Source organism: Streptomyces sp. NPDC046915, assembly GCF_040644935.1.
Classification (GTDB): domain Bacteria; phylum Actinomycetota; class Actinomycetes; order Streptomycetales; family Streptomycetaceae; genus Streptomyces.
Window position 1 is genome coordinate 185,620 of sequence record NZ_JBEYXB010000014.1, and the last position, 17,696, is coordinate 203,315.

The 17,696-nt window shown below is 70.9% G+C and carries 18 protein-coding genes; 9 read left to right on the forward strand and 9 right to left on the reverse strand.

Annotation, left to right across the window (positions count from 1 at the left end):
* Positions 1-50 precede the first annotated feature (50 nt).
* Positions 51-1,049, forward strand: a complete 999-nt coding sequence (locus ABZ915_RS32185; protein WP_361810526.1) for a hypothetical protein — start codon at positions 51-53, stop codon at positions 1,047-1,049.
* A 19-nt stretch (positions 1,050-1,068) separates the two neighbouring features.
* Here ABZ915_RS32185 and ABZ915_RS32190 read toward each other — a convergent pair whose 3' ends face one another.
* The 3 genes from ABZ915_RS32190 to ABZ915_RS32200 all read right to left on the reverse strand — a co-directional run bounded on the left by ABZ915_RS32190 (position 1,069) and on the right by ABZ915_RS32200 (position 5,114).
* A complete protein-coding gene (locus ABZ915_RS32190) occupies positions 1,069-2,040 on the reverse strand; it encodes a hypothetical protein (RefSeq protein WP_361810528.1) in 972 nt (323 codons plus the stop codon).
* 134 nt (positions 2,041-2,174) lie between these two features.
* Positions 2,175-4,541 carry a bifunctional YncE family protein/alkaline phosphatase family protein gene (locus ABZ915_RS32195; RefSeq protein WP_361810530.1) on the reverse strand — a complete coding sequence of 789 codons (2,367 nt, stop codon included), beginning with the start codon at positions 4,539-4,541 and terminating at the stop codon, positions 2,175-2,177.
* Positions 4,542-4,688: 147 nt separating this feature from the next.
* Entirely contained in the window at positions 4,689-5,114 is a 426-nt protein-coding gene (locus ABZ915_RS32200; protein ID WP_361810532.1) for an ATP-binding protein, read from the reverse strand.
* Between the two features lie 92 nt (positions 5,115-5,206).
* Between ABZ915_RS32200 and ABZ915_RS32205 the strand changes: the two genes are divergently transcribed.
* Together ABZ915_RS32205 and ABZ915_RS32210 are read left to right on the forward strand one after the other, a co-directional pair.
* Positions 5,207-6,043: a helix-turn-helix transcriptional regulator gene (locus ABZ915_RS32205; RefSeq protein ID WP_361810534.1), complete on the forward strand. Its 837-nt coding sequence runs from the start codon at positions 5,207-5,209 to the stop codon at positions 6,041-6,043.
* Positions 6,018-6,206, forward strand: coding sequence for a DUF397 domain-containing protein (locus ABZ915_RS32210; protein ID WP_361810536.1), 189 nt, complete (start codon positions 6,018-6,020; stop codon positions 6,204-6,206). The genes ABZ915_RS32205 and ABZ915_RS32210 overlap by 26 nt, the downstream gene beginning before the upstream one ends.
* On the opposite strand, the gene ABZ915_RS32215 is transcribed toward ABZ915_RS32210, so the two are convergent.
* Positions 6,190-7,359, reverse strand: a complete 1,170-nt coding sequence (locus ABZ915_RS32215; RefSeq protein ID WP_361810538.1) for a steroid 3-ketoacyl-CoA thiolase — start codon at positions 7,357-7,359, stop codon at positions 6,190-6,192. The genes ABZ915_RS32210 and ABZ915_RS32215 overlap by 17 nt on opposite strands.
* A gap of 259 nt (positions 7,360-7,618) precedes the next feature.
* On the opposite strand from ABZ915_RS32215, the gene ABZ915_RS32220 reads away from it, so the two are divergent.
* Entirely contained in the window at positions 7,619-8,854 is a 1,236-nt protein-coding gene (locus tag ABZ915_RS32220) for a cytochrome P450 (protein ID WP_361810540.1), read from the forward strand.
* Between the two features lie 160 nt (positions 8,855-9,014).
* Here the strand turns inward: ABZ915_RS32220 and ABZ915_RS32225 are convergent, their stop codons facing one another.
* Complete coding sequence (locus tag ABZ915_RS32225) at positions 9,015-9,413, reverse strand: DUF5958 family protein (protein ID WP_361810542.1); 399 nt, start codon at positions 9,411-9,413, stop codon at positions 9,015-9,017.
* Entirely contained in the window at positions 9,410-11,470 is a 2,061-nt protein-coding gene (locus ABZ915_RS32230) for a bifunctional glycosyltransferase 87/phosphatase PAP2 family protein (protein ID WP_361810544.1), read from the reverse strand. Before ABZ915_RS32230 ends, ABZ915_RS32225 begins: the two co-directional genes overlap by 4 nt.
* 424 nt (positions 11,471-11,894) lie before the next feature.
* On the opposite strand from ABZ915_RS32230, the gene proP reads away from it, so the two are divergent.
* Together proP and ABZ915_RS32240 are read left to right on the forward strand one after the other, a co-directional pair.
* On the forward strand, positions 11,895-13,256 hold the full coding sequence (gene proP, locus ABZ915_RS32235) for a glycine betaine/L-proline transporter ProP (protein ID WP_361810546.1): 1,362 nt from the start codon (positions 11,895-11,897) through the stop codon (positions 13,254-13,256).
* Positions 13,257-13,606: 350 nt separating this feature from the next.
* Positions 13,607-14,278, forward strand: a complete 672-nt coding sequence (locus ABZ915_RS32240) for an O-methyltransferase (protein ID WP_361810548.1) — start codon at positions 13,607-13,609, stop codon at positions 14,276-14,278.
* On the opposite strand, the gene ABZ915_RS32245 is transcribed toward ABZ915_RS32240, so the two are convergent.
* Positions 14,275-14,667: a hypothetical protein gene (locus ABZ915_RS32245; protein WP_361810550.1), complete on the reverse strand. Its 393-nt coding sequence runs from the start codon at positions 14,665-14,667 to the stop codon at positions 14,275-14,277. The genes ABZ915_RS32240 and ABZ915_RS32245 overlap by 4 nt on opposite strands.
* A gap of 99 nt (positions 14,668-14,766) precedes the next feature.
* Between ABZ915_RS32245 and ABZ915_RS32250 the strand changes: the two genes are divergently transcribed.
* A complete protein-coding gene (locus ABZ915_RS32250) occupies positions 14,767-15,192 on the forward strand; it encodes a DUF1992 domain-containing protein (RefSeq protein ID WP_361810552.1) in 426 nt (141 codons plus the stop codon).
* Here ABZ915_RS32250 and ABZ915_RS32255 read toward each other — a convergent pair.
* Together ABZ915_RS32255 and ABZ915_RS32260 are read right to left on the reverse strand one after the other, a co-directional pair.
* Positions 15,181-15,660, reverse strand: coding sequence for a hypothetical protein (locus tag ABZ915_RS32255; RefSeq protein WP_361810554.1), 480 nt, complete (start codon positions 15,658-15,660; stop codon positions 15,181-15,183). The two genes, ABZ915_RS32250 and ABZ915_RS32255, sit on opposite strands and share 12 nt — an antisense overlap.
* Positions 15,661-15,665: 5 nt before the next feature.
* Complete coding sequence (locus ABZ915_RS32260) at positions 15,666-16,295, reverse strand: hypothetical protein (RefSeq protein WP_361810556.1); 630 nt, start codon at positions 16,293-16,295, stop codon at positions 15,666-15,668.
* A gap of 243 nt (positions 16,296-16,538) precedes the next feature.
* On the opposite strand from ABZ915_RS32260, the gene ABZ915_RS32265 reads away from it, so the two are divergent.
* Together ABZ915_RS32265 and ABZ915_RS32270 are read left to right on the forward strand one after the other, a co-directional pair.
* Entirely contained in the window at positions 16,539-17,174 is a 636-nt protein-coding gene (locus ABZ915_RS32265) for a dihydrofolate reductase family protein (protein ID WP_361810558.1), read from the forward strand.
* A 10-nt stretch (positions 17,175-17,184) separates the two neighbouring features.
* Entirely contained in the window at positions 17,185-17,694 is a 510-nt protein-coding gene (locus ABZ915_RS32270) for a GNAT family N-acetyltransferase (protein WP_361810560.1), read from the forward strand.
* The last annotated feature ends 2 nt before the right edge of the window (positions 17,695-17,696 follow it).

A 17,696-nucleotide genomic window follows, 5' to 3' on the forward strand; every position in this document is an offset into this window, starting at 1 on the left:
GATACCAGGAATCGGAAGTGCCAGTGAATCACGAGCCGTCAAACATTTGCTTGCGCCTGGAAATCGAGGCGCAGTTCCCCGAACTGGCCGGCCACCGGCAGACCTGCACCCGGCTGCGCCCCCGCCCCGGAGCCCCCGAGCCCGGTCAGAGCTCCGTGGGCGGCCCGTTCCTGTGGCCCGTCGACGAGCCGTGGCCGAGCTGCCGGGAGCCTCACCCGCGGCACACGGGCAGGCGCATCCAGGATGTCCGCGAAGAGCGTCGTCTGCTCGCGCAAGCCTGGGCGCGGGACGGCTCCGGGCCCACAGATGAAGAGCGGGACACCCTGACGGCGCTCCGCCGCACGCACCGCGAGCCCGGCCTCGGCGACACCGACCCCATTCCCCTGCTCCCACTGGCGCAGCTGTTCACCAGGGACGTTCCGGGACTCGTGGCACCCGAAGGGCGCGATGTGTTGCAGGTGCTGTGGTGCCCGTTCGAGGCGCACGGCTCGCCGCCCGGACCGGGCGTCCACTTGGTGTGGCGCACAGCGGCCGAGGCAGGTGGCACCCGGGCCGACCCCCCGCTCCCCGCAGTGGTCGGCGACGAAGGCTACGTACCGGAACCCTGCACGCTCGCCCCGGAACAGGTCACCGAGCACGAGTGGGCCGAGCTGCTGCCCGAAGACCTGCGGCAGCGTATCGAGGAGTGGGAAGAGACGCTGTGGGAGGCAGCCGATGAAGAAGAGCAGGGCGAAGCCGAACCCCCTTCCTACGACGCCGACTTCTCCATCGCCCCCGGCTGGAAGGTGGGCGGTTTCGCGGCTTGGGGCGTCACAGGCCCCCGTCAGCTCGTCTGCTCGTGCGGCAGCCCCATGCGGTTGCTGCTGACCGTCGCCTCCGCGGAGTGGGGAGGCGTGCGCAGCAGTTGGACCCCGCTCGAAGACCTGCCCCTCGTCGGCACGCACGATGCGAACACCCCTACCCAGGTGCTCGTCGGTCGGGGAGGTCACCTCGACATCTTCGTCTGCCGGGCCGACCCCGCCCACGAGCACCGGACCAGCCTGCAGTGAAGCGGGCCCCGAGCACACCTCACCTCCGCTGTCCGCTCCTCCGCGAGCCATGCGGTGGCCGCGGGTCGCCGGTGGGGCGGCGTGTGCGGGCCTTGTTGGTCTGGTGGGATGGTCGGGGGTGGTTCATGATCTGGGTGATGGCCTGCCAGGTCTGTTGGGGGCAGCGGCCCTGGGGAGTCGACTTCAGGAAGCCGGCGTAGGAGACGCGGCGGGGTGGCAGGGCGACGTCCAGCCAGTGGTCGTACTCCGTGTAGTCCCAGCCGTCGTTGGGGATCGGGATGAAGTCCCGCCGGCCGGTCTTGTCCTTGCTGGTGATCTGCATGACGTCGGCGTACGCGGCGTGGTTGCGCACGACGACGCAGTAGTGCTGGAGGGTCTGGCTGTCGTCCTCGCGCAGCGGGACGTCGGCCAGCCAGATCTCCCCGGTCCGGGGGCGGCGTACCTCCCGGTCCGTGCTGCCTGGACGGTCCCGGTCCGTGCCGGGGCGCGGGCCGTGGATCACCACCCGCTGGGGCGGGTCGTCGCGTCGGCACCAGCGGCGGACGGCATGGAAGGTGATCATCATCGCGCCCGCCGCGGCCACCGTCTCGAGCGTGGCGGTGAACGACCACGGCAGCTCGGTGGGTGAGGCGGCGCCGGCGGTGGGATGAGTTCGCGCGTACGCGGCGATCGACCGGTTGGCCCAGGTGGCGCCCCAGAACGCCAGGGCGGCGGAGGCGGAGAACAGCGCGGTGTGCAGCAGCAGCGTCGGCGGGCTCGGGCGGCGGCGTCCCTGGGCGCCCCAGGCGAGGGCGAGTACCACCAGGGCGGATGCCGTCCACAGGCCGATGTCCTGGACGGGCGTCGTGGTGCGCGGCCCGTGCTCCTGGACGGCGAGCAGCTCGGGCAGGGTGATCGGCAGCAGCAGGACGTAGGCGAGGGTCACCCAGCCGAAGAGGAACCCCAGACAGCCACCGCATCCGCAGCCGGGTGTGTTCGATCGCCGTGCCATGCCCGTTCCCCCCGGCTGCCGTACCTTTCGGGTGACGATAGCGGCGGGATGGCAGGGATGTCCGGGAAACCGGTTGAGTGAGGCAGACGTTCGATAGCAGGCTGTATGAGTCGTTTTGGTCGCCGCTCCCCCGGTCACTTGCCTCCTGGCGTCCGCATCACGGCAGAGGGCGGGTTGAGGCTGTTCATCGGGTACGTCGGTCTGATCGCCGAGTAGGGCCGGTAGTCGGGCCTGTCGGTGAAGGACGCGGTCATGGGCGTCGCGTAGTCGTCGAACTGGGTGAGGGGGCCGATCCCGGCGAGCAGTCCGATGGTGCGGACCATGGAGGCGGTGTTGTAGAAGGTCGAGTCGACCCTGCCCGTCCGCGTGTACGGGCTGACCGCCAGGGCGAGCGTCCGGTGGGCGTCGACGTGGTCGGGCCCGCCCTGGGCCTCGTCCTCGGTGACGAGGATGACGGTGTCCTTCCAGAACCGGGAGTGGGACACGGCGTCCACCAGCCTGCCGAGGGCGTAGTCGTTGTCGGCCACCATCGCCTTGGGTGTGGGCCGGCCGGCCCCGAGGCCGAAGGTGTGGTCACCGGGGAGCTGGACGAACTGCACCGTCGGCATGGCGCCCTCGGCCTCGTACCGACGGAAGCTCTTCAGCCACTGGTCGACCCGTGGAGTCGGACAGTCCTTCTTGGCGGGGGCGAAGGTGCCCGCCGAGTCCGGGCAGCCCAGATCCACCAGGAACCGGTGGTCCGTCCGGGCGTCGAGCACCGGGTCCGCGGCGTGCACCTCGTCCCCCTTGCGCTTCACGTAGAAGCCGTAGTTGGCGAAGCTCACGCCGGCCCTGGCGAGGCGCTGCCAGAGATAGGAGTCCTCGGTGCCCTGCGCGGCGTTCTCCGGGGCGTTGTTCCCACCCGGGTAGACACCCTTGCGGCCGGAGTAGGCCGCGGGCCACATCTGCTCCACGTAGGGGTTGGAGTTGGCCTGGACCGCCCAGTTCCAGCCGCCGGCGCTGACGTTCCCCTCGCCGTAGAAGTTGTCGATGGTGGTGAAGCGGCGTGCCAGCTCGCGGGTGTTGGGCGCCGACTCGTCCCCGAACAGGTTGAGGCGGGGGTCGCCGTTGCCCTTCCCCAGACTGCCGAGCACCTGGTCGTAGCTGCGGTTCTCCTTCACGATGTAGATCACGTGCTTGACAGGGCTCCCGCCACCGGGGTCGCGCGGCACCACACCACCACCGCCCCCGGTCACCCGGGTGTTGTTGAACTCCACCTGGCGTGTGTACTCGGCCAGGCGCTCGCCCGAGGCCGGCACGTCCACAGCGCTCAGCGTGCCCACGACCATCGACGCGAGCTGCTGACTGGGGGAAGCCCTGGCCAGGCGCTCGGGGTTGGGGTATCCAGGTCCGTCGTTCGGGCCCGCCCCCAGCCCCTTGGCATTCGTGACCCAGAGGTGGCCGTCGCGCCAGACGACCGCGCTGGGGTACGAGCCGGTGGGGATCCGCCCCAGAACCCCGCCCCCGGCCAGGCCGAGCACCGCGACGCTGTTGTCGCCGGAGTCGGCGACGAACAGCCGCCTGCCCACGGGGTCGAGGGCCAGGCCCGTCGGGTTGCTGCCGACGAGGCCCTTCTTGGACGTCAACACGGAGAAGCCGCGCACCACGCTCCTGGTCGCCAGATCGACCTCGCTGACACTGTCGGCGTCGCCGTTCGCGACATACAGCTTCCCGCCGCACGCGGAGAGCACCGACTTGTTCGGATGCAGCCCCACCTTGATCCGCCCCGTCCTGCGGGGCGACGGGCCCGCCACATCGAAGACGTCCACGGTGTCGGCACCCTGGTTCGACACATAGGCCGTGCGTCCGTCCTTGCCGAGCGTCACCCACACCGGCCGATGACCCGCGGCGACGGTCCGCACCCGCCCGCCGACGGTGTCGGCGACCGTCACCGCGTCCCCGAGCTGATCCGCGACGACCAGCCTCTTCCCGTCCGGGGTGACGGCCAGACCGGCCGGGAAGAGGGTGAGGGCCTTGCCCTCCGGGGACTTGGTGGGCAGCTTGACGGGATCACGTTCGGTGAGCCGGCCACCCGCGAACGACAACACCCGGATCTTGGAGTTCCCCGCGGCACTGGCGTAGGCGGTCCTGCCGTCCGGACTCCACGCCAGACCGATGTACAGCGACTCCGGCGACGGATACGACCGTGTCTGAACGACCCTGTTCGTCCGGGTGTCGACCAGTTGCAGGCTCTGCACTCCCTGACCGTTGTTGGTCACCAGCAGATGGCGACCGTCGGGATGAAGTACCGCGTTCAGCGGCAGGCTCCCTAGCCGGGTCTGGTGGCCCGCCGGTGTGACCCGGTACCCGACCGGCGTAATCGCGGTGCCGTCCTTCCTTGGACCAACGGTCTTGATGCCGGGCGGGGACACCGGACCGTCGGATCCGGTGGGTATGGCATCGGTCGGGGCCCTGGGCGCCCAGGGGGCGGCGACCACGGCCATGGCTGCCCCGCCGATCACGAGGGCACGGAAGTACGGGCCGGCCAATGTCTTCTCCCCTGCTCGGCATGGCGATGCGACGTGGGTCGACGGCTAAGGGGATTGTCACCGCTGATACCCGGCCGCTCTCGTCGCGGCGGGCATTCAGGTGAGTGGGCGACCACCGGCTCACCGGTCCCCGCACTCGAACCAGACCGTCTTCCCGCCCCCGGGCACGGGCTCCACGCCCCACTTCCCCACCACGGCATCGAGCAGCAGCAGCCCCCGGCCGCCCTCTGCCTCCGGCGCCGGGTCCGGCACGACCCGCGGGAGCCGGGAGCAGCCGTCCGTCACCTCCACCCGGACCCCCGCGCCCCGCCGCAGCAGCACCAGCGCGCAGCGGCGGTCCGGCACATGACGTACGACGTTGGCGACCAGCTCGGTCACGGCGAGCTGCACGACGTCCGTCAGCTCGGCCAGCTCCCACTCGTCCAGGCAGGACCGGACGATCCTGCGGATGTGCCGGGCCGAGTGCTCGCCGACGGTGAGGCGCATGCGGTACTGGACCGGGCGGGGGCCAAGGCCCACCAGGGCGGGGGGAAAGTAGTCGTCCACAGGACGAGGATGACCTCGCGCGACTACTTTGAGCTACGGGACGGATACAACGGGTTCCGCAGTGGGCCCAGTTGCGCGAGAGGGGACCGTGCGTGACCCACATCAACATCCTCGACCCGGGTGCGTCGCCGCTCGACTACTACGGCTTCGAGCTGCGGCGACTTCGGGAGGCGGCGGGGCTCACGCAGCGGCAGCTCGGGGACGTCCTCAACTACACGGGGTCGCTGGTCGGGCAGATCGAGACGGCGCGGAAGGTCCCGACGCTGGAGTTCAGCGAACGGGCCGACGCGGCGCTGGGCTCCGACGGACTGCTGTCCCGCCTGGTCGAGCTGGTGCTGCGAAACCAACTCCCCACCTGGTTCAGGCAGGTGGCCGAGTTGCAGTCACGGGCCGTGGAAATCTGCTCCTTCGAGACACACATGGTGCACGGTCTCCTCCAGACCGAGGCGTACGCGCGCGCCGTGCTCGGCGCCCTGGACGACACCGGCCTCGACGACCGCACCGCCGTTCGACTGGCCCGGCAGCGGATCTTCGAGAAGGAGGAGCCGCCGGTGTTCTGGGCGATCCTCAGTGAGGCCGTGCTGTACCAGGAGATCGGCGGTCCGGTCACCATGCGGGAGCAACTGGGCCACCTGTTGGGGTTCAAGGACAACCCGCGGATCAATATCCAGGTGCTGCCCTTCAAGTCTGGGGCGCATGCTGGGCTGCAAGGCTCGTTCGACCTCTACCGCTTCGAGTCCGACCCGGCAATCGTGTACACGGAGGGCTACGGGGGCAGCGGCCATCCAACTGCCAACCGAGCCACTATCAAGAAGTGCTCGCTCCGTTACGATCATCTGCAAGCCGCCGCACTGTCCCTCCGGGACTCGGCGGAGATGATCCGGTGTGTGATGGAGGACCGCTATGGAGAACAACGCGATGTGGCGTAAGTCCAGCTACAGCGGCGACGAGGGCGGCAACTGCGTAGAAGTCGCCGAACTGCCGGAGGCCACCGTCGCCGTACGCGACTCCAAGAACACGACGGGCCCGATCCTCTCCTTCGAGCCCGCCGCCTTCTCCTCGTTCCTGGACTGGACTACAGCCGCTGAATGATCGTCCCGGTGGCCAGTCCGCCCCCGGCGCACATGGTCACCAGGGCGAACTCCTTGTCGGCGCGCTCCAGTTCGTGCAGGGCCGTCGCGATGAGGCGGGCGCCGGTCGCGCCGACCGGGTGGCCGAGGGCGATCGCGCCGCCGTTGACGTTGACCTTCTCCAGGTCCTGCTCGAAGACCTGGGCCCAGCTCAACACCACTGAGGCGAACGCCTCGTTGATCTCGACGAGGTCGATGTCCTTGAGGGACATGCCGGCCTTGCCCAGTACCGTGCGCGTGGCGTCGACGGGGCCGTCGAGGTGGAAGTGCGGGTCGGCGCCGACGAGGGCCTGGGCGACGATCCGCGCGCGGGGCTTCAGCTTCAGGGCGCGGGCCATCCGCTTGGAGGCCCACATGATGGCGGCAGCGCCGTCCGAGATCTGCGAGGAGTTGCCCGCCGTGTGCACGGCGGTCGGCATGACGGGCTTCAGCCGGGCCAGCGCCTCCGTCGACGTGTCGCGGAGCCCCTCGTCCTTGTCCACCAGGCGCCACATGCCCTGCCCGGCGCGCTGCTCGTCCTCCGTGGTCGGGACCTGGACGGCGAACGTCTCGCGTTTGAAGCGCTCTTCGGACCAGGCGACGGCGGCGCGTTCCTGGGAGCGTAGACCCAGCGCGTCGACATCCTGACGGCTCAGCCCGCGGTGGCGGGCGATGCGTTCGGCGGCCTCGAACTGGTTCGGCAGGTCGACGTTCCACTCGTCGGGGAAGGGCTTGCCGGGCCCGTGCTTGGATCCGGACCCGAGCGGCACGCGGGACATCGCCTCGACGCCGCAGCTGATCCCCACGTCGATGACCCCGGCCGCGACCATGTTGGCGACCATGTGACTCGCCTGCTGCGACGACCCGCACTGGCAGTCGACGGTCGTCGCGGCGGTCTCGTACGGCAGCCCCATGGTCAGCCAGGCCGTACGGGCGGGGTTCATGGACTGTTCGCCGGCGTGGGTGACCGTGCCGCCGACGATCTGCTCGACGGCGTCGGCGGGGATGCCGGTGCGGCCGAGGAGCTCGCGGTAGGTCTCGCCCAGGAGATAGGCGGGGTGGAGGTTGGCGAGCGCGCCGCCGCGCTTGCCGATGGGGGTGCGTACGGCTTCGACGATCACGGGCTCCGAGGCCATGGGGGTGCGTCCTCTCCCTAGGGCCTGTCCGGCGGGCAGGCCCGGTAACCCGCGCGGCGCGGGCGTCCCGGCCACCCGCCACGCAGAACTAGTACGCGTTCTAGTTCCGTGTGCAGTCTGCGGACAGGGGGTCCGCAATCGCAAGGGGGGTGCACGTAATTGGGGTCGCCATGCCCCTTGCGACTTGTAGAACCCGTTACTACCTTCACGGAAACCCGAGTATCTGATGGACCGTCAGAATGGTGGGAGTGAGTCGCCCATGCCCTGTCCCGCGCTGCCCGACGGGTTCGACTTCACCGACCCCGACCTGCTGCACCACCGCGTCCCGCTCCCGGAGTTCGCCGAACTGCGGCAGGCCGAACCGGTCCGCTGGATCCCGCAGCCGCACGGCCTGGCCGGGTTCGCGGACGACGGCTACTGGGCCGTGACCCGGCACGCGGACGTCAAGTACGTCTCCACGCACCCGGAGCTCTTCTCCTCCTACCTCAACACGGCGATCATCCGGTTCACCGAGGACATGGAACGGGACGCGATCGACGCGCAGCGGCTGATCCTGCTGAACATGGACCCGCCCGAGCACACCCGGGTCCGCCAGATCATCCAGCGCGGCTTCACCCCGCGGTCCATCCGCGCCCTGGAGGAGCGCCTGCGCGCCCGCGCCCAGGCGATCGTCGCGTCGGCCCGTGCCCGGTCCGGGCCCTTCGACTTCGTCACCCAGGTGGCCTGCGAACTGCCGTTGCAGGCCATCGCCGAACTGATCGGCGTCCCGCAGGACGACCGCGCGAAGATCTTCGACTGGTCGAACCGGATGATCTCGTACGACGACCCGGAGTACGCGATCACCAAGGAGACGGGCCAGGAGTCCGCCACCGAGCTGATCGCGTACGCGATGAACATGGCCGCCGAGCGCAAGCAGTGCCCGGCGCACGACATCGTGACCACGCTGGTGGCGGCGGAGGACGAGGGCAACCTCAACTCGGACGAGTTCGGCTTCTTCGTGCTGATGCTGGCGGTGGCGGGCAACGAGACCACCCGCAACGCCATCACCCACGGCATGCACGCCTTCCTCACCCATCCGGAGCAGTGGGACCTCTACAAACGCGAGCGCCCGTCGACCGCCGCCGAGGAGATCGTCCGCTGGGCCACCCCGGTCAACTCCTTCCAGCGCACGGCCACGCAGGACACGGAGCTCGGCGGCAAGCAGATCAAGGAGGGCGACCGCGTCGGCCTGTTCTACGCCTCCGCCAACCACGACCCCGAGGTGTTCGCCGACCCCGACGGTTTCGACATCACCCGCGACCCCAACCCCCACCTCGGCTTCGGCGGCGGTGGGCCCCACTACTGCCTGGGCAAGTCCCTGGCGGTCCTGGAGATCGACCTGATCTTCCACTCGATAGCGGACGCGATGCCGGGCCTCCGCCTGGCCGCCGACCCCCGCCGCTTGCGCTCCGCGTGGATCAACGGCGTGAAGGAACTCCGGGTCACCACGACCTGACCCCACCCGTTCCCCCAGACTCGGGCCGACGGCTCCCGGCGCCGCCGGCCCGAGCGGGGGAGGCAGGACCACCCCCACGCCCAGTACCTGCCTCCCCCGAAAGCCCCGGCCTCCGGCGGTCCGGTGGTTCTGCGGTCCCGCGGTTCCGCGGCTCCGCTGATCAGGCACCCAGGTTGTGCCACGCATGCGTACAACGCCCCTGGCACCGTGTTTCCCTCCGGCGCGTGTCGGCCACCGTGAAGGTCGAGACGAGCACGCGGAAGGCCTTCACATGCTCGGCCTCGGGAAGGCCGATGATCGTCCCCACCCTCTGGAGGAAGGGCTCCATCGTGATCAGGACCGCCGGGGTGACCGTGGGTTTCACCCCGGCCCTCGCCACCCCGGCCCGGCCGTCCTCAACGGTCGCGCTCGCCTGCATCAGGTAGTGGCCGATCTCGACGAGCACGGCGGTCTGTCCGGCGCGATCGAGCGCGGAGAACCAGGCCACGCCTTCCGCCAGCGGGACGATCCCCTGCGCGACCCGGTTGATGACCAGCTCGGACTCCCTCATCGGTGTCATCCGGACGCCGTCTCCTTCACCGGTGCCGTTCGTTCGCGGTCGGTCGTCGTCGGAGCCTCCGTGGGGGTGAGTCGGGCTCGTGGGCCCTGGAACAGGTAGGTCAGACCGAAGCCGCCGGTCACGACCAGGGCGCCGCCGAGCGCGTCGAGGACCCAGTGGTTGCCGGTGGCGACTATGGCCGAGACCGTGAAGAGCGGGTGGAGCAGGCCCAGGGCCTTCATCCACCATCTCGGGGCCATGATCGCGATGACGACGCCGCACCACAGGGACCAGCCGAAGTGCAGGGAGGGCATCGCGGCGTACTGGTTGGTGAGGGCGGTGAGGGTGCCGTAGTCCGGCTTGGAGAAGTTCTGGGCGCCGTGGACGGTGTCGATGATGCCGAGGGACGGCATCAGACGGGGCGGGGCCAGGGGGAAGGCCCAGAAGCCGGCCAGGGCGAGGAGGGTGGCGAAGCCGAGGGCCGAGCGGGCCCAGCGGTAGTCGGCCGGGCGGCGCCAGTAGAGGACGGCCATGATGGTCAGGGGCACGACGAAGTGGAACGACTCGTAGTAGAAGTCGAAGAAGCTCCGCAGCCAGTCGACCTTGGTCACCGCGTGGTTGACCGCGTGCTCGAAGTCGATGTGCAGGAAGCGCTCGATGTCGAGGACGAGACGGCCGTGCTCCTCCGCCCGCGCCCGGTCCGCCGAGTTGCTGCCGCCCGTCGCCGCCAGGCGGACCTGCTGGTACGCGGCGTACGTGACGCGTATGAGGAGCAGCTCCAGGAGCAGGCTGGGGCGGGTGAGGGCCCGGCGGAGGAAGGGCAGCAGCGGGACGCGCCGGAAGCGGGCGGGGACGGGAGCCGCGTACTTTGCGGGGATCGGCGCCCGGTAGTACGGGGAGGCGCGCGACAGGAACGGGACGGCGGTCGCCGCCGCCAGGGCCGCGAGCAGCACGATGTCGTCCCGCAGGGGGTACATCGCCGGCACGTTCGGCAGCATCATCTTCGCGGGGAGGGTGGTCACGAGGACCACGGCCACCGGCCACACGTAACGGTCGGACGCCCGCCTCCCCACCCGGCCGACCACCGCGAGCAGCACCCACAGCAGCTGGTGCTGCCAGGCCGTCGGCGAGACCACGACCGCCGCGCAGCCGGTGATCGCGACGGCGAGCAGCAGCTGCCCGTCACGGGCGTAGTGGACGGCGCGGCGCAGGCCGAGGACGGCGACGGCCGCGCCCAGGAACAGGAAGAGGCCTATTTCGAGGGGGCCGGTGAGGCCGAGCCGCAGCAGGCCGCCGTGCAGGGACTGGTTGCCGAGGCCGTCGGCCTCGCCGCCGAGTCCCGCGCCGGCCATGTGGTGCACCCAGTAGGTGTACGAGTCGTGCGGCATCGCGGCCCAGGCCAGCGCGGTGCTCGCGGCGAAGGTGGCACCGGTGGTCACGGCGGCGCCCCGGCGGCCGGTGAACCACAGCAGCGGCGCGAAGAGCAGTACGGTCGGCTGGAGCGCGGCGGCCAGGCCCATGCAGAGTCCGCCGGCGCGTTCCCCGCGCACGGTGAAGCAGCCGAGCAGGACGAGCAGCACCGGGATGATGCTGGTCTGGCCCAGCCAGAGGGTGTTGCGCACCGGCAGCGAGAGCATCAGCAGGCTGACGGCGACCGGAGCGGCCAGCAGCGAGGTGCGGCGGTCGACCGGCTGGGGCAGGGCTCGGGCGGCGACCAGGCCGAGGGCGACGACCAGCAGCAGCGTGCCGAAGGTCCAGCCCCAGCCGAGCGCCTGTTCGGCCGAACGGGTGAGTGGCTTGAGGACGAGGCCGCCGAAGGGAGTGCCGGTGAAGCGGGTGGAGTCGTACAGCGAGCCCTTCACATGCAGGACGCCCTCGGGGCCGACCCAGGTCTCCAGGGCGGTCAGCCGCTGACCGCTCGGGGTGGAGAGGACGACCGCCACCTGCCGTATCGCCAGGATCGCGGCCACCAGCCACAGGCCGAGCCGGACCACACGCAGCGGGGGTCTCGCCTCTGCTACGGCCGTCGCTCCGAAACCGTCCGCCGCCGGTCGTCCGCCGTGCTCCACGTTCGCCACGCCCCGTAGGCCTCCCGCCCCATCCGTCCCGCGTGTCCCGTACTTCCCGTGGGCCTCACGCGCGGAGACTCCTCCGCGCGTCCTCCTGAGGCTCGCGCCCCCCGACGAGAGACGCGGGCAACCCCCTCTTCGCCTGACCGCCGCTCGCCTTTTGTCCGGATGACGATAGTCCGGGGGGTGTGCGGTTGCCCGGCCGAGGCGCGAGAAGGATCACAGCATGCTGGCCGAAAACGGGCGTGCGGACCGGCAGACGTACCTGTACACGGGCCATTTAGTTGCACCCTGCATCGAAGTGCGTGCGACCCGTAAGCGGCACAAGTCACCCTATGGTCGTTTTCGGCCCGCCCGCCGCCGTGCGGACCGCGTATCTGTCCCCGTCGAAAGGCAGGCGAGCGAAGCCTTGGCGAGTGCCACAGCCGCCCCCGTGTCCGCCTCACCGAAGTCCCCCGCTTCCGCGAAGTCCCCCGCCGCCCGGGTCACCGTCACCGAACCGGCGATGGTCAAGCGTGCCGTGAAGGCCGCCGCGCTGGGCAACGCCATGGAGTGGTTCGACTTCGGCGTCTACAGCTACATCGCGGTGACGCTCGGCAAGGTCTTCTTCCCCTCCGGGAACCCGACCGCCCAGCTCCTGTCCACCTTCGGCGCCTTCGCCGCGGCCTTCCTGGTCCGCCCGCTCGGCGGCATGGTCTTCGGACCGCTCGGCGACCGTGTCGGCCGCCAGAAGGTCCTCGCGGTCACCATGATCATGATGGCGGTGGGCACCTTCGCGATCGGCCTGATCCCGTCGTACGCGTCGATCGGCGTGGGCGCGCCGCTGCTGTTGCTGGCCGCCCGGCTGGTGCAGGGCTTCTCGACCGGCGGCGAGTACGCGGGCGCGTCCACCTTCATCGCCGAGTACGCGCCGGACAAGAAGCGCGGCTTCTTCGGCAGCTGGCTGGAGTTCGGCACGCTGGCGGGCTACATCGGCGGCGCGGGCCTGGTCACCCTGATGACGGCGCTCCTGTCCTCGCACGACCTGCTGACCTGGGGCTGGCGGGTGCCGTTCCTGATCGCGGGCCCGATGGGCATCATCGGGCTGTACCTGCGGATGCGGCTGGAGGAGACCCCGGCGTTCGCCGCCGAGGTCGAAAAGGCCGAAACGAACCGTCCGAAGGTTCCGCTGCGCGAGATGGTCGCGGGCCAGTGGAAGGCCCTGCTCCTCTGTATGGGCCTGGTCCTGGTCTTCAACGTCACGGACTACATGCTGCTGTCGTACATGCCCAGCTACCTCACCAGTGAGCTGAAGTACGACGAGACGCACGGCCTGCTCGTCGTCCTCGGCGTGATGACCCTGATGATGATCGTCCAGCCCTTCGTGGGCGCGCTGTCCGACCGCGTGGGCCGCCGGCCGATCATCGCGGTGGGCTGCGTGGGCTTCCTCGCCCTCTCCGTTCCCGCCCTGCTGCTGATCCGCCAGGGCAGCCTGCTCGCGGTCGCGCTCGGCATGGGTGCGCTGGGTCTTCTGCTGGTGTGCTTCACCGCGGCGATGCCCGCCGCGCTGCCGGCCCTGTTCCCGACCCGTGTTCGCTACGGCTCGCTGTCGATCGGCTTCAACGTGTCCGTCTCGCTCTTCGGCGGTACGACTCCGCTGGTGGTCACGGCGTTGATCGGGGCTACCGGGAACATGATGATGCCCGCGTACTACATGATGGCCGCGGCCGTCATCGGGGGCTTCGCGGTGTGGCGCATGGCGGAGTCCGCGGGGCGGCCGCTGCCGGGGTCCGCGCCGTCGGTGGAGCGCGTCTGACCGGTCGCTCCGCGGGCGGGGTGGGGTGGTGCGGGTGGGCCCACGACGGTTCCTCGCCCCCGCCGCCCCTGCCCTTTCCCGTCCCCAGGGGCTCCGCCCCTTCGACCCCGCCGGGGCTCCGCCCCGGACCCCATCGGCCTGAACGGCCTCGTCCTCAAACGCCGGACGGGCTGATAAGAGCAGGCCGCGCCTCCCAGTCGCCCTCGACGGGAGAGGGGAGCCGTACCTTCCAGCCGACCCGCATGGGTGCTGGTGGACACGCCGTAGAGGCAGGTGATCTGTGGCGGCCGGGTGCGTAAGGTGCCGCCGGGGTATTCGGCGAGTACCGGACAGGGAAAGGCAGTGGACGCATGAGCGGGTCGCAGCTCTGGGACGATGTCGACTTCTACTTCACCAGCCACCTCTCGCCCGACGACGAGGTGCTCCAGGCGGCACTGCGCGACAGCGAGGCGGCTCAGCTCCCGCACGTCAGCGTCACGGCGAACCAGGGCAAGCTGCTCCAGCTCCTCGCCCAGATCCAGGACGCCCGCACCATCCTCGAGATCGGCACGCTCGGCGGCTACAGCACCATCTGGCTGGGCCGCGCCCTTCCGGCCGACGGCCGCCTCGTCTCGCTCGAGTACAACGCCAAGCACGCCGAGGTCGCCACCCGCAACATCGCCCGCGCCGGCCTGGACAAGATCGTCGAGGTGCGGGTGGGCCCGGCCCTGGAGTCGCTGCCCAAGCTGGCCGACGAGAACCCCGCCCCCTTCGACCTGGTCTTCATCGACGCGGACAAGTCCAACAGCGCCCACTACGTCGAGTGGGCGCTGCGGCTCACCCGCGCGGGCAGCCTGGTCGTCATCGACAACGTCGTACGCGGCGGCCGGGTCGTGGACGCCGAGAGCATCGAACCGGACGTACGCGGCACCCGCGCCGCCATCGAGCTGATCGCCGCCCACCCGCGACTGAGCGGCACCGCCATCCAGACGGTGGGCAGCAAGGGCTACGACGGCTTCGCCCTGGCCCGGGTGCTCGCCTAGCCCTCGTGGTAGAAGCCCACGTTCACGCTGCGCGGCTCGGTGCGGTCCTGGATGATGATCTCACCGGAGCCGCCCCGGGGCAGCCGTACGGTGCCGCCGTAGGCGATGGTCTGCGCGTACTCGCCGACGGTCAGCCGCACCTCGGCCGACGGGTCGGCCTGCGAGCCGCGCAGCCAGGACACCTGCCAGCCGCCGTCCGGCCCGCACAGGAACTCCAGGTGGACCCGGGAGACGAACAGCCAGTCCTCGGGCGTCACCAGGCGGCACACGGCCGCATCCCGGCCCACCCGCAGCGCGGCACCCGGTTCGCTGGGCGCGTCGGCCATGGTCATGCCGGCCGTGGCGCCCGCGTCCGCCGCGGAGACGGTGGCCATCGTGAGTTCGAGCACGTGCGTTCCCCCTGGAATGTGCTGGTACGGCGGCCGGATTGGCGCTCCGCCGCCGCATGATAAAACGCCCGGCCGGGCCACGTCCGGCACAATGGCCTCATGACCGAGCGAAAGCCACCTGGGGTGCCGTTCGAGTCCTGGGTCGACAAGCAGATCCGTGACGCCGAGGGGCGCGGCGAGTTCGATCAGCTGCCCGGCGCCGGCAAGCCGCTGCCGAGGGACCTGGAGACCTCGTACGACGAACTGTGGTGGGTGAAGCGCAAGATGGCCCGCGAGGGCCTGGCGATGCTGCCGCCGGCCCTGGCCCTGCGCAAGGAGGCCGAGGACGCCCTCGCGGCGGCGTACGCGGCGCCCTCGGAGCGGATCGCGCGGAAGATCATCGACGAGGTGAACGTCAAGCTCCGCGACATGATGTTCAAGCCGCCGCCCGGCCCCCCGCTGGGCATGAAGCCGTACGACGTCGAGGAGGTCGTACGTGAGTGGCGGGAGCGCCGGGCGGCGGCGGGTATCAAGTCACAGGCGTAGCAGCCGCTCCGCCAGTTCCCGGTAGTCCCGCAGGGCCAGCCGGAGTTGCTCGGTGTCGGCCGTGGAGCCGGGCTTGTCGTCGGCGGACTGCCAGGACATGCGCAGGGTGCGCCGGCGCCGGCCGACCGCCTCCGTGAAGCGGGCGGCGATCTCCTCCACCACCCGGTCGGCCTCTTCCACCGCGTCCCGGGGTTCGTCGACGAACCCGGAGACCGCCTGTTGCAGCCGCAGTCCGAACTTGTCGGTCTCCTCGTGGGGGACGAGCGACGCGGCGGAGGCCGCGGGCGGCTTGGACGGTGCGGGTGGTGCGGACGGTGAGGGTGGCGCGGGTGGCTCAGCCCTTCGCGCCTCGGCCGCGGGCGTCTCGGTCCCCGGCTTCTCGGTCGCCGGATTCACAGTCGCCTGCTTCTCGGTCGCCTGCTTCTCGGTCGCGGGCGGTGTCGCGCCGTGTCGGGTCACGTCGGTCATGTGTGTCACCTCTCCGCGACCGGGTGCCGGTGGAACAGGTGCGGCCGGTGGGAGCGCTCCGCCTTGTGGGAGACCGGGGCGCGCTGGTCGGAACGCATCAGGTCCGCGAACAGGTCCCGCGCCTCCAGCATCGCCGCGCGCAGTTCCTCGGTGTCGGTGCCGGACCCGTCCCCCGCGGCGCCGACGGCGCGGTGGACGCGCCGGTAACCCCGCACGTTCCCGGCGTGGTGCACGGACAGCGCGGCGAGCTGCTCCTCGTACTGTCCGCCGTCCGGGAAGCCACGCGCGCCGGCCGCTTCGGCGAGCAGCCGGTCGACGTCCGCCACCGCCTCGCGCGGCGAGTCGACGAAGTGTTCCTGGGCCGCGGCCCAGCGGGCCTCGAACCGTTCACGTTCCGCGGGCTCCAACGGCCGCTCGCGCAGCCCGCCGTGCCGTTCCAGCCGCTCGGTCAGCTCGCGGTCGGCGGCCTTGGTGTCGCCGTCGTGCCGGGCCAGCACGTGGTCGTACTCGGGCCCGAAGCGCCGCCTGAGGTTCCGCCCGCCGTTTCCGCCGCGGGCGCGCCGGGTCGAGGCGGCCGCGACAACGACCACGGCCGCCACGATCACGACCAGAGCAATGATCAAGCCTGTGGACATGTCTGCCTTCCGGTGTGTCGGCCCCGTGGGCCGGTTCACTGCCCGGGTTGCCCGGAAGGCGGCCCACAAACGACGCTCCGTCAGCGAAGCGGTGCGCTCCGGGCATGTTCCGGCCGAGCCGGGGGGGCGACGAGCGGGATGCCGTCGACGAAAACTCCTCGGCCCGGTGTGTCGATCCCGCGGCGGCCCGATCGACGCAGGGGTGTGAGGGACCGGAGGTCCCCGGGAACCGAGGAGGTAGTCATGGGTGAGGTCATCGCGCGGCTGGCCATGTCGTTGGACGGGTACATCGCCGGCCCCGAGTCGGGGCGCGAGCACCCGCTGGGCATCGGCGGCGAGCGGCTGCACTCGTGGGTGTTCGGGCTGCGCACGTTCCGTCGGATGCAGGGGATGGAGGGGGGCGCGGGCGGACCCGACGACGAGTTGCTCGCCGAGCACGTCGCCCGGCCGGGCGCGGTGGTGATGGGCCACGGCATGTACATCACCGGCGAGATCCCGTGGGGCGACGAACCGCCCTTCCACATGCCGGTGTTCGTCGTCACCCGGCACCCGCGCGAGCCGCTGGTGAAGCGGGGCGGCACCACCTTCCACTTCGTCACCGAGGGACCGGAGCGCGCGTTGGAGCTGGCCCGGGAGGCGGCCGGCGGCAAGGACGTCTCCCTCGCCGGGGGCGCCGACCTGGTGGGGCAGTTCATCCGCGACGGCCGGCTGGACGAACTGCTCCTGCACGTCGTGCCCGTGCTCCTGTGCGACGGACGGCGGCTGTTCGGCGACCCGGGCGACCTCGGCGGCCTGCCCATCGAGTGGCGCAAGACCCAGGTGCTGGACTCACCGGAGGTCACGCATATTCGGTTGCGCCGGACGCCCCCCGCGTCCTGACAATGCGGGCATGACCTGGACCGTCTCCCGGGAACCCGCGAACTCCCCCGTCGCCGCCGCCCTCTGGCGGGCGTACTACACCGAGGTCAGCGACCGCTGGTACCTGCTGCACGAGGGGCGGCGCACCGAGCCGGCGGAGCTGGAGAGGGAGATCGCGGCCCACCCGGGCGCCGAACTCGGGCCGCCCACAGGGCGGTTGCTGGTGGCGCGGTACGACGGTGAGCCCGCCGGCAGCGCGGGCGTACGGCTCCTGGACCCGGCCACCGCCGAGCTCACCCGGGTCTTCCTGTACGAGGCGATGCGCGGCAAGGGCGGCGCCGCGCTCCTCGTGGCCGCCGCCGAGGACACGGCCCGCTCGCTCGGCGCCGAGCGGATGATCCTCGACACCCGCACGGACCTGGTGGAGGCCCGCGCCCTGTACGCCCGGCTCGGCTACGCGGAGACGGAGCCGCACAACGACGACGTGTACGCCGAGCACTGGTTCCGCAAGGACCTCGTCCGCGAGAACCTCAACAGCTAGGA

What these genes read in the sequence shown, in the direction of transcription:
- ABZ915_RS32190 (WP_361810528.1), bottom strand. Translation starts at nt 2,040, where the DNA reads ATGGCACGGCGATCGAACACACCCGGCTGCGGATGCGGTGGCTGTCTG.
- ABZ915_RS32210 (WP_361810536.1), top strand. Translation starts at nt 6,018, where the DNA reads ATGGAGAACAACGCGATGTGGCGTAAGTCCAGCTACAGCGGCGACGAG.
- ABZ915_RS32215 (WP_361810538.1), bottom strand. Translation starts at nt 7,359, where the DNA reads ATGGCCTCGGAGCCCGTGATCGTCGAAGCCGTACGCACCCCCATCGGC.
- ABZ915_RS32220 (WP_361810540.1), top strand. Translation starts at nt 7,619, where the DNA reads ATGCCCTGTCCCGCGCTGCCCGACGGGTTCGACTTCACCGACCCCGAC.
- ABZ915_RS32225 (WP_361810542.1), bottom strand. Translation starts at nt 9,413, where the DNA reads ATGACACCGATGAGGGAGTCCGAGCTGGTCATCAACCGGGTCGCGCAG.
- ABZ915_RS32240 (WP_361810548.1), top strand. Translation starts at nt 13,607, where the DNA reads ATGAGCGGGTCGCAGCTCTGGGACGATGTCGACTTCTACTTCACCAGC.
- ABZ915_RS32250 (WP_361810552.1), top strand. Translation starts at nt 14,767, where the DNA reads ATGACCGAGCGAAAGCCACCTGGGGTGCCGTTCGAGTCCTGGGTCGAC.
- ABZ915_RS32255 (WP_361810554.1), bottom strand. Translation starts at nt 15,660, where the DNA reads ATGACCGACGTGACCCGACACGGCGCGACACCGCCCGCGACCGAGAAG.
- ABZ915_RS32260 (WP_361810556.1), bottom strand. Translation starts at nt 16,295, where the DNA reads ATGTCCACAGGCTTGATCATTGCTCTGGTCGTGATCGTGGCGGCCGTG.
- ABZ915_RS32265 (WP_361810558.1), top strand. Translation starts at nt 16,539, where the DNA reads ATGGGTGAGGTCATCGCGCGGCTGGCCATGTCGTTGGACGGGTACATC.
- ABZ915_RS32270 (WP_361810560.1), top strand. Translation starts at nt 17,185, where the DNA reads ATGACCTGGACCGTCTCCCGGGAACCCGCGAACTCCCCCGTCGCCGCC.